Annotated in this window: 24 protein-coding genes; 19 read left to right on the top strand and 5 right to left on the bottom strand. The window is 66.0% G+C overall.

The window, feature by feature from the left end:
- Positions 1 to 20: 20 nt before the first annotated feature.
- From ASE91_RS11605 to ASE91_RS11540, 14 genes are all read left to right on the top strand, one after another.
- A complete protein-coding gene (locus ASE91_RS11605; protein WP_056626408.1) occupies positions 21 to 959 on the top strand; it encodes an isoaspartyl peptidase/L-asparaginase family protein in 939 nt (312 codons plus the stop codon).
- A 43-nt stretch (positions 960 to 1,002) separates the two neighbouring features.
- Entirely contained in the window at positions 1,003 to 1,845 is an 843-nt protein-coding gene (locus ASE91_RS11600) for a S1/P1 nuclease (RefSeq protein WP_056626406.1), read from the top strand.
- 92 nt (positions 1,846 to 1,937) lie between these two features.
- Complete coding sequence (locus ASE91_RS11595; RefSeq protein ID WP_055995796.1) at positions 1,938 to 2,234, top strand: hypothetical protein; 297 nt, start codon at positions 1,938 to 1,940, stop codon at positions 2,232 to 2,234.
- Positions 2,235 to 2,300: 66 nt separating this feature from the next.
- Complete coding sequence (locus tag ASE91_RS11590; protein ID WP_156357815.1) at positions 2,301 to 3,986, top strand: GGDEF domain-containing protein; 1,686 nt, start codon at positions 2,301 to 2,303, stop codon at positions 3,984 to 3,986.
- 65 nt (positions 3,987 to 4,051) lie between these two features.
- On the top strand, positions 4,052 to 5,746 hold the full coding sequence (locus ASE91_RS11585) for a long-chain-fatty-acid--CoA ligase (RefSeq protein WP_056626403.1): 1,695 nt from the start codon (positions 4,052 to 4,054) through the stop codon (positions 5,744 to 5,746).
- Between the two features lie 274 nt (positions 5,747 to 6,020).
- A complete protein-coding gene (gene miaB, locus ASE91_RS11580) occupies positions 6,021 to 7,331 on the top strand; it encodes a tRNA (N6-isopentenyl adenosine(37)-C2)-methylthiotransferase MiaB (RefSeq protein WP_082449353.1) in 1,311 nt (436 codons plus the stop codon).
- Positions 7,328 to 7,891 carry a hemerythrin domain-containing protein gene (locus ASE91_RS11575; protein WP_235530452.1) on the top strand — a complete coding sequence of 188 codons (564 nt, stop codon included), beginning with the start codon at positions 7,328 to 7,330 and terminating at the stop codon, positions 7,889 to 7,891. Before miaB ends, ASE91_RS11575 begins: the two co-directional genes overlap by 4 nt.
- A gap of 88 nt (positions 7,892 to 7,979) precedes the next feature.
- Positions 7,980 to 9,038 carry an NAD(P)-dependent alcohol dehydrogenase gene (locus ASE91_RS11570; RefSeq protein WP_056626401.1) on the top strand — a complete coding sequence of 353 codons (1,059 nt, stop codon included), beginning with the start codon at positions 7,980 to 7,982 and terminating at the stop codon, positions 9,036 to 9,038.
- A gap of 241 nt (positions 9,039 to 9,279) precedes the next feature.
- Positions 9,280 to 10,281, top strand: a complete 1,002-nt coding sequence (locus ASE91_RS11565) for a PhoH family protein (protein ID WP_055995811.1) — start codon at positions 9,280 to 9,282, stop codon at positions 10,279 to 10,281.
- A 51-nt stretch (positions 10,282 to 10,332) separates the two neighbouring features.
- Positions 10,333 to 10,605: a type II toxin-antitoxin system VapB family antitoxin gene (locus tag ASE91_RS11560; protein ID WP_056626398.1), complete on the top strand. Its 273-nt coding sequence runs from the start codon at positions 10,333 to 10,335 to the stop codon at positions 10,603 to 10,605.
- A complete protein-coding gene (locus ASE91_RS11555) occupies positions 10,589 to 10,984 on the top strand; it encodes a type II toxin-antitoxin system VapC family toxin (RefSeq protein ID WP_056626397.1) in 396 nt (131 codons plus the stop codon). The genes ASE91_RS11560 and ASE91_RS11555 overlap by 17 nt, the downstream gene beginning before the upstream one ends.
- The gene (ybeY, locus tag ASE91_RS11550) at positions 10,981 to 11,493 is read left to right on the top strand and encodes an rRNA maturation RNase YbeY (protein ID WP_055995817.1); all 513 of its coding nucleotides are present in this window, start codon (positions 10,981 to 10,983) and stop codon (positions 11,491 to 11,493) included. Before ASE91_RS11555 ends, ybeY begins: the two co-directional genes overlap by 4 nt.
- Before the next feature lie 10 nt (positions 11,494 to 11,503).
- Positions 11,504 to 12,412 (top strand): hemolysin family protein, encoded by a 909-nt coding sequence (locus ASE91_RS11545; RefSeq protein ID WP_055995820.1) that lies wholly within the window; start codon positions 11,504 to 11,506, stop codon positions 12,410 to 12,412.
- 263 nt (positions 12,413 to 12,675) lie between these two features.
- Positions 12,676 to 14,016: a PQQ-dependent sugar dehydrogenase gene (locus ASE91_RS11540; protein ID WP_056626395.1), complete on the top strand. Its 1,341-nt coding sequence runs from the start codon at positions 12,676 to 12,678 to the stop codon at positions 14,014 to 14,016.
- Between the two features lie 14 nt (positions 14,017 to 14,030).
- Here ASE91_RS11540 and ASE91_RS11535 read toward each other — a convergent pair whose 3' ends face one another.
- Positions 14,031 to 14,333, bottom strand: a complete 303-nt coding sequence (locus tag ASE91_RS11535; protein WP_056626393.1) for a polyhydroxyalkanoic acid system family protein — start codon at positions 14,331 to 14,333, stop codon at positions 14,031 to 14,033.
- A gap of 24 nt (positions 14,334 to 14,357) precedes the next feature.
- Complete coding sequence (locus ASE91_RS11530) at positions 14,358 to 14,690, bottom strand: SMR family transporter (protein ID WP_055995827.1); 333 nt, start codon at positions 14,688 to 14,690, stop codon at positions 14,358 to 14,360.
- 271 nt (positions 14,691 to 14,961) lie between these two features.
- Between ASE91_RS11530 and lnt the strand changes: the two genes are divergently transcribed.
- The 3 genes from lnt to ASE91_RS11515 all read left to right on the top strand — a co-directional run bounded on the left by lnt (position 14,962) and on the right by ASE91_RS11515 (position 18,968).
- Positions 14,962 to 16,482, top strand: coding sequence for an apolipoprotein N-acyltransferase (gene lnt / locus ASE91_RS11525; RefSeq protein WP_056626391.1), 1,521 nt, complete (start codon positions 14,962 to 14,964; stop codon positions 16,480 to 16,482).
- 75 nt (positions 16,483 to 16,557) lie between these two features.
- Positions 16,558 to 17,769, top strand: coding sequence for a methionine adenosyltransferase (gene metK, locus ASE91_RS11520; RefSeq protein WP_056626387.1), 1,212 nt, complete (start codon positions 16,558 to 16,560; stop codon positions 17,767 to 17,769).
- A 101-nt stretch (positions 17,770 to 17,870) separates the two neighbouring features.
- The gene (locus ASE91_RS11515; RefSeq protein WP_056626385.1) at positions 17,871 to 18,968 is read left to right on the top strand and encodes a hypothetical protein; all 1,098 of its coding nucleotides are present in this window, start codon (positions 17,871 to 17,873) and stop codon (positions 18,966 to 18,968) included.
- A gap of 261 nt (positions 18,969 to 19,229) precedes the next feature.
- Here ASE91_RS11515 and ASE91_RS11510 read toward each other — a convergent pair whose 3' ends face one another.
- Positions 19,230 to 19,817: a phosphatase PAP2 family protein gene (locus tag ASE91_RS11510; protein WP_056626382.1), complete on the bottom strand. Its 588-nt coding sequence runs from the start codon at positions 19,815 to 19,817 to the stop codon at positions 19,230 to 19,232.
- 71 nt (positions 19,818 to 19,888) lie between these two features.
- Here ASE91_RS11510 and trmB point away from each other — a divergent pair, with 71 nt between their 5' ends.
- Positions 19,889 to 20,569 carry a tRNA (guanosine(46)-N7)-methyltransferase TrmB gene (gene trmB / locus ASE91_RS11505; RefSeq protein WP_056626380.1) on the top strand — a complete coding sequence of 227 codons (681 nt, stop codon included), beginning with the start codon at positions 19,889 to 19,891 and terminating at the stop codon, positions 20,567 to 20,569.
- Here trmB and pncB read toward each other — a convergent pair.
- Complete coding sequence (pncB, locus tag ASE91_RS11500; protein ID WP_056626378.1) at positions 20,566 to 21,870, bottom strand: nicotinate phosphoribosyltransferase; 1,305 nt, start codon at positions 21,868 to 21,870, stop codon at positions 20,566 to 20,568. The two genes, trmB and pncB, sit on opposite strands and share 4 nt — an antisense overlap.
- A 3-nt stretch (positions 21,871 to 21,873) precedes the next feature.
- On the bottom strand, positions 21,874 to 22,563 hold the full coding sequence (locus ASE91_RS11495; RefSeq protein ID WP_056626376.1) for an NrtR DNA-binding winged helix domain-containing protein: 690 nt from the start codon (positions 22,561 to 22,563) through the stop codon (positions 21,874 to 21,876).
- A 57-nt stretch (positions 22,564 to 22,620) separates the two neighbouring features.
- Here ASE91_RS11495 and ASE91_RS11490 point away from each other — a divergent pair, with 57 nt between their 5' ends.
- Positions 22,621 to 23,253: an isochorismatase family protein gene (locus ASE91_RS11490; RefSeq protein ID WP_056626372.1), complete on the top strand. Its 633-nt coding sequence runs from the start codon at positions 22,621 to 22,623 to the stop codon at positions 23,251 to 23,253.
- Positions 23,254 to 23,295 lie beyond the last annotated feature (42 nt).

The raw sequence follows: 23,295 nt of genomic DNA, 5'->3' as shown, positions 1-23,295 counted from the left end.
AACCGTAGCAGGATGAAGCCATGTCGAGTGCCCCCGCCCCCCGCTGGACCCTGTCGGTGCATGGCGGTGCCGGCATCCTGACCCGCGACACCGTCGGTGCCGCGACCGACGCCGCCGCCCGTGCCGGCCTCGACGCCGCACTGGCCGCTGGCGAAGCGGTGCTCGCCTCGGGCGGCAGCGCGCTCGATGCGGTCGAGGCGGCGGTCAGGGTGCTGGAGGACGATCCGACCTTCAATTCGGGGCGTGGCGCGGTCTTCACCTTCGACGGCGCGATCGAACTCGACGCCGCGATCATGGACGGAGCGACCCGCGCCGCCGGTGCGGTCGCCGGCGTCACCCGCACCCGTCACCCCGTCAGTCTCGCGCGCGCCGTGATGGAACACAGCCCCCACGTCCTGCTCGCCGGCAAGGGTGCCGATACCTTCGCCACCGAACAGGGCGTCGAACAGGTCGATCCCGACTGGTTCGTCACGCCCGAACGCCGCGCGCAGCTCGATGCGATGAAGGCCGATCCCGATGGCTGGTTCGATGTCGACATGAAATACGGCACGGTCGGCGCGGTCGCGGTTGATGCCGCCGGCCATGTCGCTGCCGCGACCTCGACCGGCGGCGTCACCGGCAAGCGTTGGGGCCGTATCGGCGATTCGCCGCTGATCGGCGCCGGCACCCATGCCGACGACCGCGCCTGCGCCGTTTCGGCGACCGGGGCCGGCGAATTCTTCATCCGCATCGGTGTCGCGCACGAGATTTCGGCGCGCATCCGTTTTACCGGCGAAGACTTGCAAACCGCCGCCGACGCGGTGCTGGCCGAAACGCAGGCGCTGGGCGGCACCGGCGGCGTCATCGTCGCCGGCCCCGACGGTGACGTCGCGTGGAGCTTCACCACCCCCGGCATGTATCGCGGTCGCGCCGGCAGCGACGGCACCCGCCGCGTCGCCATCTATGGCGAGGAGGGATAGTCCCGGTTTTCATGCCGTACGACAGGCTTTAAGGGGCAACCCGATGATTCGCCGCCTGTTCCTCTCGCTCGCCTGCCTGTTCGCGACCTCGCCCGCCTATGCCTATTGGGAATATGGCCACCAGAGCGTCGCGACGATCGCACGCCTGAACGTCCGGCCCGAAACCCGCGCCGCGATCGACCGCATCCTGCGGCATCAGGGGTTGCTCGAAACGCCGACCTGCCCGGCCCGCACCATCGAGGAAGCGAGCGTGTGGGCCGATTGCATTAAGCCGCTCGGCGAGCGATTCAGCTACGCCTATGCGTGGCATTACCAGAATGTCGACGTGTGCAAACCGTTCGACCTGAAGGGACCGTGCAAGGACGGCAACTGCGTCTCGGCGCAGATCACCCGCAACCTGAAGCTGCTGAAGGACCGCGACGTCCCGATGCGCGAACGGGTGATGGCGCTCGCCTTTCTCGTCCACTTCGTCGGCGACCTGCATATGCCGCTTCATGCCGGCGATCGCGGCGATCTGGGCGGCAACTGGGTACGGGCCGATTACGGCATCTATCACCCCGACCGGTTCAATCTCCATTCGATCTGGGACGGCCCGCTCGCCGAACGTGCGATCAGTACCCCGCCCTCGATCCTGCGCGTCTACACCCCCGCCGAACGCGCGCCGGTACAGGCCGGCACCGTCGTCGACTGGAGCCGCGACAGCTGGGAGATCAGCCGCGAATATGTCTATGCCCCGGCACTGGGCGGCGATGGCTGCGGCCCCAGACCCGCTGGCCGGGTCAGGCTCGACGACGCCACCGTCGCCCGGCTGGTCCCCATCGCGCAGGGACAGGTCAGGAAGGGCGGCCTGCGCCTCGCCCGGCTGCTCGACGAGGCACTGGGCTGACGCGACCGATCCTGCCCCATTGCGCCGCACGCCCGCGCATGTCAGCTTGCCTGCCAACGACCGCGACCAAGCGGCGAGCGATAGGGGTGAGGATGCGGATTTTCATGACGATTGCGGCGGCGACGCTGCTGGCTGGATGTGGGCTGAGCCCGGCGCAGGGTGGCCCCGAACTGGTGGTCAGCGGCCCGAGCGAGGCGGTCGCCGCCTTCGTCCGGCAACAAGGTGCGCAGAAACCCAGCCGTGCCACGACCTTTCCCCAGCCGGCCGGTGCTGGGCGCTCCAGCGCGCGCGTACTGACCCCCGCCGGCACCGGTGCCGACACCCTCCGCCAGATCGCGCGACAGGCGACGCTGGCCGGACTAAGCGCGGCGATCGTCGCCGCGCACTGACCCGCCGACCGAAAAAACGAACGCCGCGTTAACCGAATCTTGGGGGTCGGCTGGCAGGTCCTGTGGATGGTATCGACCTGTCGAACCCTGTGGATCGCGTTGCTCGTCGCGTTCGGTGCGTTGTGCGCCACGCCGGCGCGTGCGCAGGCAGGGATCGGCGGCGCGCCGCTGACGACCTGTGTCAGCCGGGTCCAGCCCGGCGACACCGTCCGCGGCGTGTTGGCCAATACCGGCCGGTTCGACTGTACCACGCGGCAAATCGCGTTCGGACGCGGCGATTACTGGATCCTGTCCGGTCGTCTTCCCGCGCCCGCCGATCCGGCGGCGGCGGTCCGCGTGCGACAGGTCAGCCTGTGGCAGGACAGTCTAGCCGTCTATGCAATCGCCGCCGATGGCCGCATCACCGGCTCGCTCGACGACAATGTCGGCATCGATCACCATATCCAGCTTGGCGCGATCGTCGAACATCGGTTCATGCCCGATGGCGCGCCCGTCGAACGGGTCCTGTGGCGGGTCGGCGGGGCCGCCAATATGCGTGGCATCGTGGTTGGTGCCCGCGTGACCGACGACATCGAAAGCCAGCGTTCGAACATGCTGCTCGCCGCATTCTATGCCGGCTTTATCGGGCTGTGCGCCGGCCTGCTCTTCTACAATTTCGCGCTATGGCGGGTGCTGCGGCACGACTTTCAGATCGCCTATTGCGGGCTGCTTGCCTGCCTGGTGATCTATGCGTTGTCTTCGTCGGGCGCGCTGGCGTGGCTGTTGCCCGGCCTCGCCAATAATCGTCGCATCCTGACCAGCTATCTGGCGCTGTCATGGGGCATGGCCTCGGCGCTGGCCTTTTGCGCCTGTTTCTTCGAACGCCGGATTCTCGATGGCTGGCCACTCCGGCTGATCCAGATGGTCACCGTCATCTTCGGACTGCTCGGCGTGCTGCTGATGGCGGTCGGGCCGATCGCCATCAACCCGCTCGACCGCCTCTTCTCGCTGACGATGTGCTTCGCGCCGGTCGCTGTCGGCCTCGTGGTGTGGCGCGCGTGGCGGCGGCGCAGCGACTATCTCTGGCTGTTCGCGCTCAGTTGGGCGGCACCGGTGGGAATGCTGGTCGTCCGCTCGCTCTACAATATCAATCTGCTGCCATGGAACTTCTGGATCGACAATTCGACGATGGTGGCGATGAGCGTCGAGACGCTGACCGCCAGCGCCGCCATCGCCTATCGCATCCGCGTGCTCAGCCACGAGCGCGACGAAGCGGTGCGGCAAGAGGCGATCTCGCGCGAGTTGGCGGATACCGATCCGCTGACCGGCCTGCTCAACCGCCGCGCCTTCCTGTCGCGAGCCATTACGGCACCGGGTTCGCGTACGCTGATGCTGTTCGACATCGACCATTTCAAACAGGTCAACGATACGATCGGTCACGACGGCGGCGATGAGGTGTTGCGCCAGTTCGCCCGTACGCTGCGGTTACACGCACCGCCGGGCGTATTGGTCGCCCGCATGGGCGGTGAGGAATTCGCGTTGTTGGGCGAAGAATCGGCGATGCCCGATCCCGACGTGCTGCTCGCCAATGTCCGCGCGCAGCGCCTGCCGTTCGACCTGCGCGTGACCAGCAGCATCGGCATCTGCCACGGCCCGCTGTCGGACGAGAATGACTGGAAACGGCTCTATCGCCTTGCCGACAAGGCACTGTTCCAGGCCAAGGCCGCCGGTCGCGACCGCGCCGGACGCGCACCGTTGTCGATGGCGGCCTGACACGTCGATTACGCGCGACGCAACCCGGCTTGCATGTAGCGAAAGCGCTGCTTACACAATTGTAAATGAGCAGCGCCGCACCGATCCTCGACCGCTACGCCCATCCGGTTCGCTGGGACGAACCGATACCACCGATGTCGATGGTGACGCTGTTCGAGGAATCGGCCGCCCGTCGCGGCACCGCGCCGCTGATCGACTTTCTCGGCCGCCATTACAGCTATGCCGAAACCAGGAACGGCGCGGACCGCGTCGCGTGTGGCTTGGCCAAGCTCGGCTATGGCCCGGGCGACCGGATCGGGCTCTTCCTGCCCAATGTCCCGCATTACGTCGCCGCCTATTACGGCATCCTCAAACTCGGCGCGACGGTCGTCAACTTCTCGCCGCTCTACACCGCGCACGAACTGGCGGCGCAGGTCGAGGATTCGGGGACGAAGCTGCTGTTCACCCTGTCCGCCTCGGCACTGTTGCCGATCGCGCTGGAGGTGCTGGCGCGCAGTTCGCTCGAACGGCTGGTCGTCGGATCGATCGCGGGGGCGCTGCCCGCTGCCAAATCGCTCTTCTACCGCTGGTTCCGGTCGCAGGAGGTAACGCCACGTCCCGACGACCACCGGGTCAGCGCCTTTTCGGCGCTGATCGCCAATGACGGTGGTTGCAGCATGCCGGCGATCGATCCCGAACGCGACCTCGCCCTCATCCAGTATACCGGTGGCACAACCGGCAGTCCCAAGGGCGCGATGCTGACCCATGCCAATCTGTCGGCCAATGCCCGACAGGTCGCTTGGCTCGACCCCGACGGTAACAGCCGGCTCGACCGCATCCTCGGCGTGCTGCCGATGTTCCATGTCTTCGCCAACACCTGCGTCCTCAACCGCACCGTCGTGACCGGCGGCGAGATCGTGATGCTGCCCCGGTTCGACGCCGGACAGGTGCTGGCCGCGCTCGATCGGACCAAGGCGACTGCCCTGCCCGGCGTCCCGACCATGTACCGCGCCCTGCTCGACCATCCGCGCCTCAAGCAGACCGATTTCTCGTCGCTGCGCTATTGCGTCTCGGGCGGTGCGCCGATGCCGCCCGAACTCAAGCAACGGTTCGAAGCGGCAACCGGCGCAACCCTTGTCGAGGGGTACGGCCTGTCGGAAAGCTCGGGCGTGGTGTCGTGCAATCCCTATGCCGGGCCGCAACAGGCCGGCAGCATCGGACAACCGATCGCCGGCACCCGCGTCCGGCTGGTCGACAAGGAGGATCCGACCCTCGACCCGCCCGTCGGCGAACCGGGTGAGATCGTCGTTGCCGGCCCACAGATCATGACCGGCTATTGGGGCCGTCACGACGCCGACGACTCGACCTTCGTCACTGATGCCGACGGCGTTCACTGGCTGCGGACCGGTGATGTCGGCACGATCGACGACGACGGCTTCATCCGCATCGTCGACCGGTTGAAGGACATGATCGCGGTCGGCGGGTTCAAGGTGTTCCCGAGCGAGATCGAGCGTGTCCTGTACCATCACCCCGCCGTCCGCGAGGCGCTGGTCGTCGGCCTGCCCAGCGACTATCGGGGCGAAAGCCCGCATGCCTATGTCACGCTGGCCGACGACGCCGATGTCGACGGTGACGCGCTGAAGGCATGGCTCAACCCCCAGCTGGGCAAGCACGAACGCGTCGACGAGGTCGTCGTCCGCCTGACCCTGCCCAAGACGATGATCGGCAAGTTGAGCCGCAAGGACCTGATCGCCGAAGTGATGGCAGAACGGCAGGGATAGTTGGTTCACGCGAAGGCGCGAGGGCACAAAGAAGTGAGTGGTTCGCGCAGAGCCGCGGAGACGCGGAGGAGGCGTTGCGCGGGCGCTTGGATCCCGTCCGGCGAAGCCCCTCTCTTGCTACACGAAAGATAGAGGGCTGCTGTCGCGGCAAGCGCCACCTCTCCGCGTCTCCGCGGCTCTGCACGAACCACTCCCTTCTTATCTCCGCGCCTCCGCGCCTTCGCGTGAACCCGAATCCTTCCTACCGCGGTCGAAATCCGGTACAGGGCCGCCGATGACTACCACCCCCAGGACCTTTCACGTCAAGTCGTTCGGCTGCCAGATGAACGTCTATGATGGCGAGCGCATGGCCGAATTGATGGCGGCGCAGGGCATGACCGCGACCGACGATGCCAATGCCGCCGATCTGGTCGTGCTCAACACCTGCCACATCCGCGAAAAGGCGACCGAAAAAGTCTATTCGGACATCGGCCGCCTGCGCAAGCACGGTGCCGACCCGATGATCGCCATCGCCGGCTGCGTCGCGCAGGCGGAGGGCGCCGAAATCGTCCGACGGGCGAAGGTCGACGTCGTCGTCGGCCCGCAGGCCTATCACAACCTGCCGAAGCTGGTCGCCGACGCCGCCGCCGGCAAGCCCGCACTCGACACCGACATGCCGCCCGAATCGAAATTCGGCCACCTGCCGGCGCGTCGCCGCAGCGGCCCGAGCGCGTTCCTGACCGTGCAGGAAGGGTGCGACAAATTCTGCACCTATTGCGTCGTGCCCTATACCCGCGGCGCGGAAATCAGCCGCCCCTTCGCGCGCGTCGTCGACGAGGCGAAGGCGCTGGTCGATGCCGGCGCGCGCGAGATCACGCTGCTGGGACAGAATGTGAATGCGTGGGTCGACGGCGACGGTCGCGGTCTCGACGCGCTGATCCGCGAACTCGACCGCATCCCGGCGCTGGAGCGCATCCGGTATACGACGAGCCACCCCAACGACATGACGCAAGGGTTGATCGACGCGCACCGCGACGTCGAGAAGCTGATGCCGTTCCTGCACCTGCCGGTTCAGGCCGGCAACGACCGCGTGCTGAAGGCGATGAATCGCAGCCACACCGCCGACAGCTATCTGCGCCTGCTCGACCGGGTTCGCGTCGCCCGCCCCGATATCGCCTTGTCGGGCGACTTCATCGTCGGCTTCCCCGGTGAAACCGATGCCGAGTTCGAGGATACGCTGCGTCTGGTCGACGCGGTCGGCTATGCGCAGGCGTTCAGCTTCAAATACTCACCCCGCCCCGGCACCCCCGCCGCCGACATGGCCGGCGAAGTCCCGCTGGCGGTGATGGACGAACGGCTGCAACGACTGCAGGCGGCGCTGTTGCGCGATCAGAAGACGTTCAACGACGCGACGATCGGCCGGACCTGTCAGGTGCTGGTCGAACGGCAGGGCCGTCAGCCGGGTCAGATGCTCGGCAAGTCGCCGTGGCTACAATCGGTCCATTTCATGACCGACACGAAGATCGGCGACATGGTCGAGGTCGAGATCGTCGCATCGGGTGCGGTTTCATTGTCGGGCGTGGAGCGCGTGCGGGCGGCAGCGTGAGCGACCTCGCGACGCGCGGGGGCATCGGCGACGACCTCGCCTATCTCCGCGCCACCTATCCGCAGCCCGACTGGCGCACCCATGCCAATTTCGGCCAGCTCGCCGATTTCTGGCTGCACATCCACGCTTCGCTGCGTGCGGAGGCGGCGGCGGTCGAAACCTCGCTTACCGCCTTTCGCGACGGCAGGCTCGACGCACCGGCGTTCCAGCGGCGGTTCGTCCCCGACCTCAACCGTTTCCTCCAGCATCTGAACGCGCATCACCAGATCGAGGACAGCGCCTATTTCCCCAAATTCCGCGCGCTCGATCCGCGCATGGCGCGCGGCTTCGACCTGCTCGATGCCGATCACCATGCGATCCACGATGCGCTGGACCGGAATGTCGAGGGCGCCCGGACCTTGCTGGCGGCGCTCGGCGGAGCGGGTGCGCTCGACCGCGCCGCCGCCGACTATGCAGAGCGGTCGCGGACGCTGCTGACGATGCTCGACCGCCATCTCGCCGATGAAGAGGATCTTGTGATCCCGGCGATGCTCGAACATGGCGAGCGTCGCGTCACCTGAAAAATCAACCTGTTGATACTTTGTATCAGCAACGAATGCCGCAGCGTTGCATTGTGCTGGCGACCCCTTTCATCAATGGAAACCCAGCATGACGACCCCCGCACAGGGCTATGCCGCGCAGTCGGCCGACAGCAAGCTCGCCCCTTTCTCGTTCGAACGCCGCGATCCGCAGCCGAACGACGTCGCGATCTACATCCAGTATTGCGGCGTCTGCCATAGCGACCTGCACACCGCGCGTGGCGAATGGCCCGGCACCCTCTACCCCTGCGTTCCCGGACACGAGATCGTGGGCAAGGTTACCGCCGTCGGCTCCGACGTTACCAAGTTCACCGTCGGCGACACCGTCGGCGTGGGCTGTATGGTCGACAGCTGCGGCGAATGCCCGTCCTGCCATGAGGGCGAGGAGCAATATTGCACCGGCACCGGCTTCGTCGGTACCTATAACGGTCCCGACCCCGTACTCGGCGGCCATACCTTTGGCGGCTATTCGGACCACATCGTCGTCGATCAGGACTTCGTATTGAACGTTCGGCACGACGAGAAGGACCTTGCCGCCGTTGCGCCGTTGCTGTGCGCCGGCATCACCACCTATTCGCCGCTCAAGCACTGGAAGGTCGGTCCGGGGCAGAAGGTCGGCATCGTCGGGCTCGGCGGCCTCGGCCATATGGGCGTGAAGATCGCTGCCGCGATGGGTGCCGAAGTCTATGTCTTCTCGACCTCGCCCAACAAGCGCGACGACGCGATCCGACTGGGTGCCAAGGACCTGATCGTGTCGAAGGACGCTGATGCGATGGGCGAACATGCCGGCAGCTTCGACTTCATTCTGAACACCGTTGCGGCATCGCACGATCTCGATCAGTTCCTCGCCCTGCTGAAACGCGACGGGACGATGACGCTGGTCGGCGTGCCGGAAACGCCGCATCCGTCGCCATCGGTCGGCAACCTCGTCTTCGGCCGCCGTTCGCTCGCCGGCTCGCTGATCGGCGGCATCGCCGAAACGCAGGAGATGCTCGATTTCTGCCATCAGCATGGCCTGACCGCCGATATCGAAACGATCGCAATGGACGAAATCGAAACCGGCTATGACCGGATGCAAAAGAGCGACGTGAAATATCGCTTCGTCATCGACATGGCGACGCTGAAGTAAGCGCGAACGGGGGACGGCCACGTCCCCCTTCGTTTTTGTCCCTTCGGTTTGGCCACTTCGTTTTGGGCTGTCCCACCGCCCTCCGCTCTGCCACACTCGCCGGCGATGCAGCAGCACCGCGCCGCCTTTCGCCCCTCCGTCCGCCTTCGTACGTTGCAGGCGTAATGCGCTGTTCCTACCTTTGTTATGCTCCTGTCGGCCGGACGCATCCCGCGTTCCGGCCGCTTTTCGAAAGGATCGCATGAGCCGAAAGCCCGTTCCCGCCCAGGCCGGTCAGCGCGCGCGCGCCGAAATCAGCTTCGACAAGCCGCAACTTCTTGCTCGCCTGTTCGGCGAATTCGACGCGAACCTGCTGGCGCTTGAGGAACGGCTGGGCGTCTACATCACCGCCCGCGGCGACCGGGTGGGGATCGAAGGATCGGCAGAGGCGGTGGCCCATGCCCGCGAAGTGCTGAACGAACTGCATCGCCGCATTCTGCGCGGTGAGGAGGTCGATCCCGGCCTGATCGACGCGGTGATCGCCATGTCGTCGCAACCCGCGCTCGACGGCATCTTCCGCGCCGAAAGCGGTCAGGGCGCGCCCTCGATCATGATCCGGACGCGCAAGAAGACGATCGTCCCGCGCACTGTCGCGCAGGCCAGCTACATGCACCAGCTGCTCGGCAACGACATCATCTTCGCACTGGGGCCGGCGGGCACCGGCAAGACCTATATCGCCGTCGCGCAGGCGGTGGCGCAGCTGATCACCGGCAGCGTCCAGCGCCTGATCCTCTCGCGTCCGGCGGTCGAGGCGGGGGAGAAGCTGGGCTTCCTGCCCGGTGACATGAAGGAGAAGGTCGATCCGTATCTCCGCCCGCTCTACGACGCGCTGAACGACTGTCTGCCAGCAGAACAGGTCGAACGCCGCATCCTGTCGGGCGAGATCGAGATCGCACCGATCGCGTTCATGCGCGGCCGGACGCTGGCCGATGCCTTCGTGATCCTCGACGAAGCGCAGAACACGACACCCGCCCAGATGAAGATGTTCCTGACCCGGTTCGGCCAGAACAGCCGGATGGTGGTGTGCGGCGATCCCAACCAGACCGACCTTCCCGGCGGCGTCCAGGCATCCGGCCTCGCCGACGCCACTCGCCGGCTGGAGGGGATCGAGGGCATCGCCTTCGCCCGTTTCGGCGCCGGCGACGTGGTGCGCCACCCGATCGTCGGCCGCATCGTCGAAGCCTATGAAGGCAAGGACGCTTGAGTCGAGGGATATCCCGCATTAGGTTGCGGGATATCCTGCTGGAGATCGGTGATGGCCTCGCTGTATATCAAGGACCCCGAGACGGCAGCGGCGGTCGCTCGCGTCGCTAAACGGCTTGGCCGCAGCAAAACCGAGGTCGTGCGTGATGCAGTACGTCGCGTCGAGGACGATCTGGACAAGGCTGAACCGCGTCGGAACCTTGTCGAATGGATGCGCGAGTACCGCCTCAAACATCCCTTGCCGCCGCCGACCGGACTGAAAGCCGACAAGGCATTCTATGACTGGTTGTCGGGTGAAGAGGACATTGATGACGATGTTCGTTGATGCCTCGGCGCTCGTGGCGATGATCGCTGGCGAAGCGGACGGTGAGCAGTTGATGGAACGATTGATGGGCGAAGCGGACCCGATCTGGTCAGCAATGACCGAGTGGGAAACTGTTGTGGCGTTATGCCGATCGCACCACTATCCGATCGAGCGAGCCCGACGGGAAGTACAGGATGTCGCGCACGCCGCGGCATTTCGTCGCGTGGAGATCGGTTCTGACGAATCGCGCCTCGCGCTGGAGGCCTACCACCGCTACGGCAAGGGTCGCCACGAAGCGAAACTCAACATGGGCGATTGCTTCGCCTATGCCTGCGCCCGTACCAACAATGCTACGCTGCTCTACAAGGGCGACGACTTCGCAAGGACCGACCTTAGATGATCGATATCGCCGTACAGGCAGAGGCCGAATGGCCGCAGGATCAGGATTGGGAGGCCCTCGCCACCCGCGCCGCGACCGCCGCGATCGGCCGTACGCCGCAGGGGGTGTGGCTGACCGATCCGGCACTGATCGAGATCGCGGTGCGCTTGACCTCCGATGACGAGGTGCAGACGCTCAACCGCCAATATCGGCAGAAGGACAAGCCGACCAACGTCCTGTCCTTCCCGATGATCCAGCCCGATCTGCTCGACACCGTCACCCAGAACAGCGACGATGGCGAGGTATTGCTCGGCGATATCGTCCTCGCGCACGGGGTGTGTGCTGCCGAGGCAGCCGAACGCGGCATTTCGGTTGCCGATCATGCCACGCACCTGATTGTCCATGGCTGCCTGCATTTGCTAGGTCATGATCACCAGAATGATGCCGAGGCGGAAGCCATGGAGGCGATCGAGCGTTCGACGCTCGCCCAACTCGGCCTGCACGATCCCTATCCCGTTACAGAGGACTGACACGACCATCATGGCCGACGTTTCGACCAGCACCCCGCCCGGCGACAGTAGCAGCTCCGAAGGGGGCATATGGCGGGGGCTGCGCTCGCTGATCTTCGGTACCGATGCCAGCGAGACGCTGCGCGAACGGATCGAGGAAGTGATCGCAGCGCATGAGGACGAGAACGACGCGCCGGTCGCGGGCGATCTTTCGCCGATCGAGCGCAAGATGTTGCGCAACATCCTGCATTTCGGGGAACGCGATGCGGGCGACATGGGCGTGCCGCGCGCCGACATCGTCGCGCTGGAGGAAAATACCCCCTTCGCCGATGTGGTGAAACTGTTCGCCGAAGCGGGCCATAGCCGCCTGCCGGTCTATCGCGAAAAGCTCGATACGATCGTCGGCATGGTCCATGTGAAGGACGTCTTCGCGATACTGGCGAAGGGCGAGGAGCATCCGCCGACCGCGATCGGCCTGTTGCGGCAACCGCTCTACGTCCCGCAATCGATGGGGACTCTCGACCTGCTCGCACAGATGCAGGCCAGCCGCACCCACCTCGCCATCGTGCTCGACGAATATTCTGGCACCGACGGCCTGATTACCATCGAGGATCTGGTCGAGGAGATCGTCGGCGAGATCGAGGACGAGCATGACGATGCCCCGACCGACCTGTTCGTGCCGCTGGAGGGCGGCGCATGGGAGGCGGATGCCCGCGCCGAGCTGGAGGACGCCGCCGAACTGATCGACCCGCGCCTCGGCGAGATCGAGGAGGACGTCGAGACGCTGGGCGGCCTCGCTTTCGTGCTGGCGGGAGAGGTGCCCAAGGAAGGCACCTGCCTCGACCACCCGTCGGGCTGGCGCATCGAAATCATCGCTGCCGACACCCGCCGCGTCCTCCGACTGCGACTCCACCCCCCGGTAGCGACCGAGGAGGAGTAACGCCTCCCCGCATGGTGCGGCTTGGAGGGAGGTCGCAGCAGCGGCAATACCGCTAAGTGCCAAAACCGATCACCAACAACGATTCAATCGGTTTTACAGTACGATCCGATTTCGATACCCGAACAGGCGCGGACCGGTTCGTAAGCCCCCTTCGAACCGGTCCGACGGGCCGCCGGCGCTCCTCCCTTGTCACCGGCGGCCCCTTTACATCGGAACGTCCGCGCCCCCTTCCCCCGTCGCCTGCACCGCCCTATTCATCGGCCATGCGCAAACACGTCATCCGCTTCGGCCTCGTGCTGCTGGTCCTGATCGCCGGGCTGGTCTTCTACATCACCCGGCCCGACCGGGCGCAGTTGAGCGAGAATGCGGTGGCGGGGCGTACGCCGCAGCTGACGCAGGTCCGCGACCAGTGGTTCCCGACCGTCCGCGTCGCCGATCCGATCGGTTGGAAGGACGGCCAGACCCCGACCGCCCCCGCCGGGTTGCAGGTGCAGCCCTTCGCCAAGGCCCTCGACCATCCGCGCTGGCTGTACCGCCTTGCCAATGGCGACGTGCTGGTGGCCGAAAGCAACAGCCCACCGCGCGAGGGCGGCGGCATCACCGGCTGGTTCATGCGGCTGTTCATGAAGCAGGCCGGGGCCGGCACCCCGTCGGCCAACCGCATCACCCTGTTGCGCGACGCCAATGGCGACGGCACGGCGGAGGCGCGCTCGGTGTTCCTCACCGGGCTGAACTCGCCATCGGGCATGGCGGTGATCGGCGACTGGCTCTACGTCGCCAATACCGACGCGCTGGTCCGCTATCCCTTCCGCAGCGGCCAGACCCGCATCACCGCGGCACCCGAAAAGATCGTCGACCTGCCCGGCGGCGGCAATCACTGGGCGCGCAACGTCGTCGCCGATCCCGACGGCAAGTCGCTCTACGTCAGCGTCGGTTCGGCATCGAACATCGCCGAAAACGGCCTCGACATCGAGAAGAACCGCGCCGCGATCTGGCAGGTCGATCCGGTGAAGAAGACGTTCCGCATCTACGCCTCGGGCCTGCGCAACGCCAACGGCATGGCGTTCGAACCGCGCAGCAAGGATCTGTGGACCGTCGTCAACGAACGCGACATGCTCGGCTCCGACATGCCGCCCGATTATCTGACCAAGGTCGAATTCGGCGGCAACTATGGTTGGCCGTGGCATTATTGGGGCGGCTATATCGACGAGCGGGTCCAGCCGCAGCGTCCCGACCTGCGCCAGTATGTCGCCCGCCCCGACTATGCGCTCGGCGCGCACGTCGCCCCGCTCGGCCTCGCCTTCACCGCCGACATGCGGCTGGGCGAGCGGTTCGGCAACGGCGCGGCGATCGGGCTGCACGGATCGTGGAACCGGGTGCCGCCATCGGGCTACAAGGTCGTGTACGTGCCCTTCGCCGCCAACGGCTTCCCCGTCGCCAACGCCAAGCCGGTCGACCTGCTGACCGGCTTCCTGACCGCCGATGGCAAGGACGTGCACGGCCGCCCGGTGGCGGTGATCGCCGATCGCACCGGCGCGATGCTCGTCGCCGACGATGTCGGCAACACCATCTGGCGGGTCAGCCAGCCGCTCGCGGCCCGCTGACCCGGTCGGGCCGGCTATTTCAACAGCGCCGGCCCGTCCCTGCCCAACTTCTCCTTGATTTTGTTCGCGAACATGGCGAGCATCGGCGGCAGGTCGAGTACCGCGTGGACATGCGCGTCATGCATTTCACAGTGCGCCTGCACCGTCTGCCCCATGCCGCTGACCGTGAAGTGCAGCGTGTCGCCGTCCCAGCTCTTGCCGTGCAGCGTGCCGCCGGGGATCATGCCCGCCAGCTTGTCGATGCCGCTGTCGATCCGCTGCCGCACGCCCGCGCGGCCGAGTTGATGGGGAATATCGACGGTTACCGGTTGGTTCATTGAGAAACTCCTTCGCGCGCCGATCTAGTGCGCGGTGCTGTTCGAAAACAGGTTCATCACGATCACGCCCGCGATGATCAGCGCCATGCCGAGCATCGCCGGCAGGTCGAGCCGCTGCCCCTGCCAGACCCACGCGATGCCGGCGACCAGCACGATGCCGACCCCCGACCAGATCGCATAGGCGATGCCGGTCGGCACGCTCTCCAGCGTCCGCGACAGGCAGTAGAACGCGATCGCATAGCCGATCACCGTCACCAGCGACGGCCCGATCCGTGTGAACCCCGCGGTCGCGCGCATGGTGGACGTGGCGACAACTTCGGCGACGATCGCGCTGGCGAGCCAGAGATACGGGTTCATGCGCACGAGATAGGGTTTGGAGGTGAGGGATTGAAGCGCCGTCCGCCCCCTCGCAGCGAACCCCTGCGAACATACCGTTCGCGTACCCCCGCGCAGGCGGGGGTCCAGGGTCTCAAGCGCAAACCGTTGTTTGCTTGGCTCTGGACCCCCGCCTGCGCGGGGGTACGGCGGACTCGGGGTTAGGTGTGCGACTCTTGCGGAGGTTTTTTCCAAGGATGATGACTCCGCGCTCCCCCTTGCACCCACCCGCCACAAGCCGGATAGACGCCGCGTGTCCGCTCTTCTCGCCCTGCTCGCCGGCCTGACCTCGGCCCTCGGCTTCGCGCCGCTTCAATGGTGGCCGGTCACGCTGGCCGCGTTCGCGCTGTGGCTGTGGCTGGTCCACCGCGCGCCGACGCTGAAGGCGGCGCTGTGGCGCTCATGGCTGTTCGGCGTCGCCCATTTCACCATCGGCAACAACTGGATCCAGCACGCCTTCGACTTTCAGGACCGGATGCCACCCGCGCTCGGCTATGTCGCGGTCGTCGGTCTCGCGCTGTATCTTGCGGTCTACCCGATGCTCGCCGGCGGCATCGCGTGGAAGGTGGGACGGCGCGGCGAACGCCCCGACTTTGCTTTCGTCCTGATCGCCGGCGCAGGCTGGATCGCCACCGAATATCTGCGCGCCGTGGTGATGACGGGGTATCCTTGGAACCCGGTTGGCGCGATCTGGGTCCCGACCCCGCTGCGGCATCTCGCCGCCTTAACCGGCACCTATGCGCTGTCGGGGCTGACCGTCGTCGCCAGCGCCGCGATCCTGCTGCCCCGGCCGCGCGTCCGCTACGCCGTGCTGGTCGGCCTTGCCATGCTGATGGCCGGGTTCGCATGGACGGAACGCCCCGCCACGCCGGTCGTATCGACCGACGCGCCGCGCGTGCGCGTGGTACAGCCCAATGCGGGCAAGGAGGAGCAGAACCAGCCGGGCTATGACGATCGGGTATTCGATACGTTGATCGAGCTGTCGGGTCGGCCGGGACCGGTTCCCCGGCTGGTGGTCTGGCCGGAAGGTGCGGTCAACTTGCCGTTGGAGGACGGCTATCCCCCGGAATGGTACCCGCAGTCGCCTTCGTCGCTGCGCGCGCGCATTGCCGGGACGCTGGGACCGCGCGACGTGGCGTTGATCGGCGGCACCGCCCTGTTCTTCGATCGCCAGCGCCAGATCGAAGGGGCCGGCAATTCGGTGTTCGTCATCACCCCCGATGCCCGCATCATCGGCCGTTACGACAAGGCACATCTCGTGCCGGGCGGGGAATATCTGCCGTTGCGCTCGATCCTCCAGCCGCTGGGCCTGTCGCGGCTGGTAATGGGGAGCGTCGATTTTCGCCCCGGTCCCGGACCGGCGACGGTCGCGGTGCCGGGTTTCGGCGATGCCGGGATGCAGGTCTGCTACGAAATCATCTTTTCCGGGCAGGTCGTCGACCGGACCCGTCGCCCGCGCTTCATCGTCAATCCGACCGTCGATTCATGGTATGGCGATTGGGGGCCGCCGCAACATCTGGCACAGGCCCGCCTTCGCGCCGTTGAGGAAGGCTTGCCGGTGTTGCGATCCACCACCACCGGCATTTCGGCGGTGATCGACGCATCGGGCGCGCTGGTCGCGACCATCCCGATGCGCCGCGCCGATGCGATCGAGGTCCCGATCCCCGCCCCGCACCCCCCGACCCTGTTCGCGCGGGTCGGCAACTGGATGGCATTGCTGGCGATAGTTTTGCTGTGCGGCCTCGCGATTGCCATCCGCCGTCGCGCGCGCTAGGGCGACGATATAAGGAAAGCTTTATATGCGGCATGGCAACGGCCGCGCGCTTTCCCTCTAGCCTAGAGGAAGTCCATGCGTTCCAATTATCTCTTCACCTCGGAATCGGTTTCCGAAGGCCATCCCGACAAGGTAGCGGACCAGATTTCCGACTCGATCGTCGACCTGTTCCTGTCGAAGGACCCCGAAGCGCGCATCGCCTGCGAAACGCTGACCACCACCCAGCTGGTCGTCCTCGCCGGTGAAATCCGCTGCAAAGGCGTGTTCGAAAACGGCGAATGGGCGACCGGTGCCCAGGCCGAGATCGAGCGCACCGTGCGCGAAACCGTGAAAAAGATCGGCTATGAACAGTCGGGCTTCCACTGGGAAACCTTCCGCTTCGAAAACAACCTGCATGCGCAGTCGGCGCATATCGCGCAGGGCGTCGACGCGTCGGGCAACAAGGACGAAGGTGCCGGCGATCAGGGCATCATGTTCGGCTTCGCCTGCGATGAAACGCCCGACCTGATGCCGGCGACGCTCGATTACAGCCACAAGATCCTCGCCCGGATGGCCGCCGACCGCCATTCGCGCGCCGCGCCGTTCCTCGAACCCGATGCCAAGAGCCAGGTCACGCTGCGCTTCGAAAACGGCAAGCCGGTCGCCGCGACCGCGATCGTCGTCTCGACCCAGCATGCGCCGGGCTATGACGAGGGCGACAAGGAAGCCGAACTGCACAAGTATGTGAAGTCGGTGATCGCCGATATTCTGCCCGCCGACCTGCTGTCGGATGCGACCGAATATCACATCAACCCGACCGGCAGCTTCGAAATCGGCGGCCCGGACGGTGACGCCGGCCTGACCGGCCGCAAGATCATCGTCGACACCTATGGCGGCGCGGCTCCGCACGGCGGCGGCGCGTTCAGCGGCAAGGACCCGACCAAGGTCGATCGTTCGGCGGCGTACATCACCCGCTATCTGGCGAAGAACATCGTCGCCGCCGGCCTCGCCAAGCGCTGCACGATCCAGCTCGCCTATGCGATCGGCGTATCGAAACCGCTGTCGCTGTACGTGAACACGCACGGTACCGGCACCGTCGCCGACGACGCGATCGAAACCGCGATCGCCGGCATCACCAAGCTCGGCGGCCTGACCCCGCGCGGCATTCGCACGCATCTGAGCCTCAACAAGCCGATCTACCAGCCCACCGCAGCCTATGGCCATTTCGGCCGCAAGCCCGAGGGCGATCTGTTCCCGTGGGAAAAGACCGATCTGGTCGACGACCTGAAGGCCGCACTGGCCGCCTGATCCATATCGGGCCTGACCGCTCGACACGGACAAGAAATTGCGGGAGGTTCGCCGACAGGGCGGACCTCCCGTTTTCACGTCTGCCCGTGGAGGGGGAAGTTATGCGGCGGTTCGGCATGGGACTGTGGGCGATCGGTCTGTTGATGACGGCGGCATCGGCTCCACCGGCGGTGGCGCAACTGCAAAAGAATGCGATCTCCGCGCCTGCCGACCAGCCCTATCGCTTCAGGCATAGCGGGCTGACCATCCCGGCGATGCTGGAGGGAATGCCGCGCGGGCGAATCGAACAATTCGGCACCGACGAACTCGACGTATTCGCCAATTACGAGCGCGGGTCGGACGCGATCACCATCTACGTCTATCGCAACGTCAGCGGCGCGGTACCCGTCTGGTTCGACCGCGCCAGCGCCTCGATCGAAACGCGGCGGGACATGTACGGCATCGCCACCGCCGCCGGTCCCGCGACCGCATTCACCCCGCCGGGGCAAAGCGTCGCCAGCGGCCTGATGGGCGCATGGTCGGTCTCGAAGCCGCCCTATCGTGGCACCGGGCTGGCGCTCCTGCCGATGGGCGACTGGCTGGTGAAGGTCCGCTACAGTTCGGCGACGCTCGACGGCGCGGGGATTGCCGCACGGTTGCCGGCCATCCTGTCAGCGCTGACCTGGCCGACCGGCCTTGCCGCGGCGGCTCCCGCCCAGCCGATTGCGGATTGTACGACTCCGCTCGACTTCCCGACAAAGGCGAAGCTGGTTCGCGATGAGAAATCGAACATGATGTCGGGGCTGCTGGGCGGGATGTTGCAGTCGATGGCTTCGGACAAGCTGGCGGAAAAGGACACACCCGACGCCGACGCGCAGAAGCCGGCGACATGGTGCCGCGATCCCGGCCCCAGCCCGGTCGGTGCCGTCTATCGCAGGGACGCAGCCCTTGATTCCTATCTGCTGGCGTTCAGCGATGCGGGTCGCGGGGCTTGGGTAGCGCCCAATATGTCGGGCCTGCTGCTTGGCAAGAAGGGGGGCACGCGCTGGTCGGTCGCCTTGGTCGACATGGCGGAGACCTCGAACTACCCGCCGCTGACCGCCCTGCCCCGTCCGGCAGAGGTGCTGGCGCTGGTGCAGCAACCCGCCATCTCCACCACGCGTACGTGGGGCGACAAGACGATTACCATCAACGGCGGCGCAATGTCCGGCAAACGCTGACACCGCCGCCCTGTCCTACAGCGACAAAGGCTGATAGCCGGATCGTCATCGCCGCACCGCCAAACCGCTTGGCGACGATGACGGTTCGGCGAAGGTGGCATCATCGAATCGACGCGTAAGTATTTGCCAAGAAACGATCTTTGAACGGCCCGGAACCACAGCGCGACGAACCGCGCCAATATCTGACCTATTTGTACATCCCAAGCCACTGATTTCAAACGAAAGAGCCGCATCCATCAACGTCGTTTGGTGTAACCTTCATCAACTTCCGTCCGCCTCCGGCAACACCCGGGCGACCACCGCCTCGGCAAGCAGCCCGATCGCCGCCCCGACCGCGACATCGATCGGAAAGTGCGTCCCTCGCGGTATCTGTATCCCTGCCACCGCCGCCGCGCCGGCATAGGCTGGTGCCGCCGCCCCCGGATATTCCCGCGCCACGGCCCGTGCCACGGCCAGCGCGCCCGCCGTATGCCCCGACGGAAACGAGTTCTGCGGCCCCTCGTCGGTATCGCCGGGCTTGGGCCGGTGATCCTCCCGGTCGCTGAATAGCTTCGGCCGCGCCCGGTCGACATTGGCCTTGATGACCGCCTTCGCCAGCGTCGCAAGGCCGTGGGCGGCCAGCATCCGAACCCCCGTCCGCGTCAGCCGGGCATCGCTCCGCCACAATCCCACCGCGATCGTGGTCAGGTTGATCGCGACCATCGGCGGCTGGTCGGCCACCTCACTGAGCATTCCAGCGAACTTCACCACCGGGTGATCGTGCAGTTCGCCCGCCACACCGCGACCCGCGTCGATATCGGCATCGACCAGCCGCTTCGCCTGTTGTTTCGCCTTGCGCTTCTTGCCCATGGTAACCGAACCACCGGCGGACGCGGAAGCTCCCTTGTCGGATCACCACCCCGCCGGGTAGGAGCGCGGCGATGAACGATCCGACTACCATCCGCCGCCTATATGGCCGTCGACAGGGGCACAAGCTGCGCGAAGGCCAGGCTTCGCTGGTCGAGCAACTGCTGCCCCGCGTATCGGTACCCGAAACCGGTCCGCTCGACTCGCGCACCCTGTTCGGCGACGATCGCCCGGTCGAGGTCGAGATCGGTTTCGGTGCCGGCGAACATCTGGCGGGTCAGGCATCGGCGCGGCCGGACCACGGTTTCGTCGGCTGCGAACCGTTCCTCAACGGCGTCGTCGGCGCGCTCAACCACATTCGCGACGGCGAATTGGCCAATGTCCGCCTGCACATGGGCGACGCGCTGGAGGTGATCGAACGCTTTCCCGACGCCTCGCTGGAACGCGTCTACCTGCTGCACCCCGATCCCTGGCGCAAGGCGCGCCACGCCAAGCGACGCATGATGAACCACGGCCCGATGGACCTGATCGCCGCCAAGCTGCGGCCGGGCGGCGAGTTCCGCCTCGGCACCGACGATCCGACCTATTGCCGCTGGGCGATGATGATCATGGACCAGCGCCGCGACTTCGCCTGGCAGGCGCAGACCGCCGCCGACTTTTTGACCCGCCCCGCCGACTGGCCGGAAACCCGCTACGAGCGTAAGGCACGGCGGCAGGGTCACGAAGTCTGGTATTTCCGCTACCTCCGACTTTAGACCGCGACAGGGCTCGCCACCCGGCCGTTCTCGCCGAAGATGCGCAGGTAGCGGGCGATATCGGCGGGATCGCCGGTCGCCTTGGCGGGGTTGTCGGACAGCTTGACCGCCGGGCGGCCATCGGCGCTGACGACCTTGCACACCAGCGAGATCGGCTCCAGCCCCTCACCGCCCAGCGGATCGCAGCCGCGAAAGTCGTTGGTGAGGTTGGTGCCCCAGCCGAAGCTCATGCGCACGCGTCCGTGAAAATGTTCATAGGTCGCGATGATGCTGTCGACGTCCATGCCGTCGGAAAAGATCAGCAATTTCGAGGCGGGATCGACGCCGCGTTCCTGCCACCAGCGCAGGATCTGCTCCCCGCCCTCGATCGGCGGCATGCTGTCGGGGCGGAAGCCGGTCCAGTCGGCCAGCCAGTCCGGGGCATCGCGCAGGAACGCGGCGGTGCCATAGGCGTCGGGCAAGGCGATCAGCAGGTTGCCGCCATAATGCCGCTGCCATTCCGCCAGCACGCGATACGGCGCGGCGGCGATACCGGCATCGTCGTCGGCCAGCGCCGCTTCGACCATCGGCAGTTCGTGGGCGTTGGTGCCGATCGCCTCGACCCCGGCCTGCATCGCCAGCAGCACGTTCGAGGTGCCGACGAACCGCGCGCCCACCCCCTCCTGCAACGCCTCGACGCACCAGCGCTGCCACAGAAAGCCGTGCCGCCGCCGCGTGCCGAAGTCCGACAGGACCAGATCGGGCAGGATGCGCAGCCGCTCGACCTTGTCCCACAACCGCGCCTTTGCCCGCGCATAGGTGACGTCCAGCGCGAACCGGCCATGATCGCGCAGCGCCGCCCGCGCCCGCAATTCGTTGATGATCGTCAGCGCCGGGATTTCCCAGAGCGAGGTTTCGGCCCAGGGGCCTTCGAAATGTAGTTCATACTGTCCGTCGCGCACCGACAGATCATAGGCGGGCAGGCGAAACCGGCTCAACCAGTCGACGAAATCGGGCGAAAACATCCGCCGTACGCCGTAAAAGCTGTTGCCGGCCAGCCAGATCATTTCCTGTTTGGTGAAGCCGACCGTCCGGGCATGGTCGAGCTGCGCGCGCAATTCGGCTTCATCGATCACCTCGGCCAGCCGCACCGATCTGCTCCGATTGATGACGGCGAAGGTCGCGTGGACGTCCGGATGAACCTCCCGGATCATCTGCACCATCAACAGCTTGTAGAAATCGGTGTCGAGCAGGCTGCGCACCACCGGGTCCAGCCGCCAGCCATGGTTCCATACTCGGGTCGCGATATCGGTCATCACCATCGTTCAGCCTTTCGGAACATGGACATAGAGTTCGGCCGGGCGGAAGGCGCGCCCCGCCTCGAACGCGCCGGTCGCCCGCAATGCGCCGCGTTCGAGCATTCGGCGGCGAAAGGCCGGCTTGTTGAGCGGCCGTCCCAGCACCGCCTCATGCACCACCTGCAATTCGCGCAGGGTGAAGTGCTCCGGAACCAGCGCAAAGGCGTCGTCATCGATCGTCCGGCGCAACTTGGCGATCGTCATCGCGATGATGTCGTCATGGTCGAACGCCAGCGTGACCGCACCGCCATCGACCATGATCGAGCCATCGGCGTCGATCGTCGCCAGACACTGGTCGGCATGGCGCGGTACCGTGGCCAGTCGCGCCGGCGTCAGCAGCGCGCGATGCGCAATCGCGATGATCCGCATGCGGGGGTCGCGGTTGATGGTGCCGAAGGCATGCACTTGTTCAACCGCGATGTCCGCCAGCCCCGCCTTTTGCCCCAGCACCCGCACCGCCGCCGCTTCGAGCGATTCATCGATCGCGACGAAACCGCCGGGCAATGCCCAGCGTCCGACGAAAGGCGGCCGGGTTCGCCGCGTCAGCAATACGCAGGGGCAGCCACCCGCAACGCCCAACAGGACGCAATCGACGGTGATCGACGGCCGGGCATAGGCCGCCGGATCATCGCCGGTCAGGAACGAAGGCTCTTCCATCCGCCTTGCATATATGCATATAGGATATATGCAAGGCGAAGCCGAAGGAGACGAGCAATGGTCGCGGTCATCATCGTCGTGGATACGCAGGCGGATTTCATCCTGCCGGACGGAGCGTTGCCGGTCCCCGACGCAGAAGCGATCGTCGCGCCGCTGGCCGCATGGTTGCAAACGCGGACCGCACGCGACACGGCCGCGGTCGTCTTCACCTACGATACCCATTTCGTCGAAACCTATCCGACGAGCGCGGAGGCCGAACAATTCCCGATCCATTGCGTCCGGGGAGGCGCAGGCTGGCGTAACCTGCTGGATCCGTTGGCGATCGATCCCGCGATCCCGTGCCGGACGCTGGAGAAGGGCGTGTTCGACATGTGGGCGGAAGCCAACCTGCCGCTGTTCGATCCGCGCGCTGCCGCGCCACCGATCGACCGTGACGCCTTCTTCGTGGCCCTGCTTGACCGTGGCATCGACCAGGCGATCGTCGTCGGCGTCGCCGCCGATTACTGCGTCCGCTGGGCGATCGACGGCCTTGTCGCGCGCGGGTTTACGGTTTCCGTGCCGTCAGCGTTGACGCGCGGTATCGAGCGTACGATCGAACATGTCGTGGACCAGTATTTCACGGGACGACCGGTTTCGACGCAAGCAGCGTTCCAAGTCCAGCTTCCTCAATCACTTGGTAATAATATTTGATGCATGTTAGGTGGAATGCGCCGCTATCGAACGACAGTGGGA

Source organism: Sphingomonas sp. Leaf62, assembly GCF_001421915.1.
Lineage (GTDB): Bacteria > Pseudomonadota > Alphaproteobacteria > Sphingomonadales > Sphingomonadaceae > Sphingomonas.
This window is presented reverse-complemented; position numbering and strand designations above follow the sequence as displayed.

Bases quoted from the DNA above. Each gene is read 5' to 3' on its own strand.
- ASE91_RS11605 (WP_056626408.1), top strand. From the start codon at position 21: ATGTCGAGTGCCCCCGCCCCCCGCTGGACCCTGTCGGTGCATGGCGGT.
- ASE91_RS11560 (WP_056626398.1), top strand. From the start codon at position 10,333: ATGGCCTCGCTGTATATCAAGGACCCCGAGACGGCAGCGGCGGTCGCT.
- ASE91_RS11535 (WP_056626393.1), bottom strand. From the start codon at position 14,333: ATGAACCAACCGGTAACCGTCGATATTCCCCATCAACTCGGCCGCGCG.
- ybeY (WP_055995817.1), top strand. From the start codon at position 10,981: ATGATCGATATCGCCGTACAGGCAGAGGCCGAATGGCCGCAGGATCAG.
- trmB (WP_056626380.1), top strand. From the start codon at position 19,889: ATGAACGATCCGACTACCATCCGCCGCCTATATGGCCGTCGACAGGGG.
- ASE91_RS11570 (WP_056626401.1), top strand. From the start codon at position 7,980: ATGACGACCCCCGCACAGGGCTATGCCGCGCAGTCGGCCGACAGCAAG.
- ASE91_RS11595 (WP_055995796.1), top strand. From the start codon at position 1,938: ATGCGGATTTTCATGACGATTGCGGCGGCGACGCTGCTGGCTGGATGT.
- ASE91_RS11490 (WP_056626372.1), top strand. From the start codon at position 22,621: ATGGTCGCGGTCATCATCGTCGTGGATACGCAGGCGGATTTCATCCTG.
- metK (WP_056626387.1), top strand. From the start codon at position 16,558: ATGCGTTCCAATTATCTCTTCACCTCGGAATCGGTTTCCGAAGGCCAT.
- ASE91_RS11600 (WP_056626406.1), top strand. From the start codon at position 1,003: ATGATTCGCCGCCTGTTCCTCTCGCTCGCCTGCCTGTTCGCGACCTCG.
- pncB (WP_056626378.1), bottom strand. From the start codon at position 21,870: ATGGTGATGACCGATATCGCGACCCGAGTATGGAACCATGGCTGGCGG.
- ASE91_RS11515 (WP_056626385.1), top strand. From the start codon at position 17,871: ATGCGGCGGTTCGGCATGGGACTGTGGGCGATCGGTCTGTTGATGACG.
- ASE91_RS11590 (WP_156357815.1), top strand. From the start codon at position 2,301: ATGGTATCGACCTGTCGAACCCTGTGGATCGCGTTGCTCGTCGCGTTC.
- ASE91_RS11585 (WP_056626403.1), top strand. From the start codon at position 4,052: ATGAGCAGCGCCGCACCGATCCTCGACCGCTACGCCCATCCGGTTCGC.
- ASE91_RS11540 (WP_056626395.1), top strand. From the start codon at position 12,676: ATGCGCAAACACGTCATCCGCTTCGGCCTCGTGCTGCTGGTCCTGATC.
- ASE91_RS11510 (WP_056626382.1), bottom strand. From the start codon at position 19,817: ATGGGCAAGAAGCGCAAGGCGAAACAACAGGCGAAGCGGCTGGTCGAT.
- ASE91_RS11565 (WP_055995811.1), top strand. From the start codon at position 9,280: ATGAGCCGAAAGCCCGTTCCCGCCCAGGCCGGTCAGCGCGCGCGCGCC.
- miaB (WP_082449353.1), top strand. From the start codon at position 6,021: ATGACTACCACCCCCAGGACCTTTCACGTCAAGTCGTTCGGCTGCCAG.
- ASE91_RS11555 (WP_056626397.1), top strand. From the start codon at position 10,589: ATGACGATGTTCGTTGATGCCTCGGCGCTCGTGGCGATGATCGCTGGC.
- ASE91_RS11545 (WP_055995820.1), top strand. From the start codon at position 11,504: ATGGCCGACGTTTCGACCAGCACCCCGCCCGGCGACAGTAGCAGCTCC.
- ASE91_RS11495 (WP_056626376.1), bottom strand. From the start codon at position 22,563: ATGGAAGAGCCTTCGTTCCTGACCGGCGATGATCCGGCGGCCTATGCC.
- ASE91_RS11530 (WP_055995827.1), bottom strand. From the start codon at position 14,690: ATGAACCCGTATCTCTGGCTCGCCAGCGCGATCGTCGCCGAAGTTGTC.